Here is a 636-nt window from a genome sequence, read left to right on the forward strand (position 1 = left end):
ACCCGGCACCAACACCTGCCCGGCCACCACATGATCGGCCAACCACGACTGCCCCGACGAAGACAACCGACCCGTCAACATCAGACCGCCGGTTGCAGGCAGTTCGACGGCCGCACCCAGCAGCGAATGGCGCGTAGGTGACTGCCCCAGCCTCGCCGCGTCCACCGCGCCGGAACCACCCGGCAGCCAGTACCGCTGCCGCTGGAAGGCATACGTCGGCAGATCGATCCGCTGGGCACCCGTACCCACGAAGACCCTGTCCCAGCCGACATCCACACCCCGTACGAACAGCTTCGCCAGCGCCGTGAGCAGCGCGCGCGGTTCGTCACGGCCCCGGCGCAGCACCGGCAACCACACCTCCGCAGCGCCGTCGGCGTCCGTACGGCTCTGCGGGCCCATGCCCGAGAGCACACCGTCCGGACCGATCTCCACAAACGTCCGCACACCGCTGTCCCGCAGCGCGCAGGCCGCGTCGGCGAAACGGACCGCTTCGCGGACGTGCCGCACCCAATACGAAGGGTCCGTGACTTCCTCGGTCACCACGCCCCCGGTCAGGGCCGACACCAACGTCAATTTCGGCGCCTGATAGCCGACCGCACCGACCACTTCAGCGAAGCGCTCCAGCATCGGTTCCAT

General features: G+C 68.9%; 1 protein-coding gene. It reads right to left on the reverse strand.

Features of this window, described 5'->3' with window-relative positions; genetic code table 11:
- On the reverse strand, positions 1 to 627 hold a 627-nt coding region (locus AC4IJH_RS43645), incomplete at its 3' end, for an acyltransferase domain-containing protein (RefSeq protein ID WP_490857586.1).
- Positions 628 to 636: the final 9 nt, after the last annotated feature.

This window comes from Streptomyces sp. UF-297, from assembly GCF_058245575.1.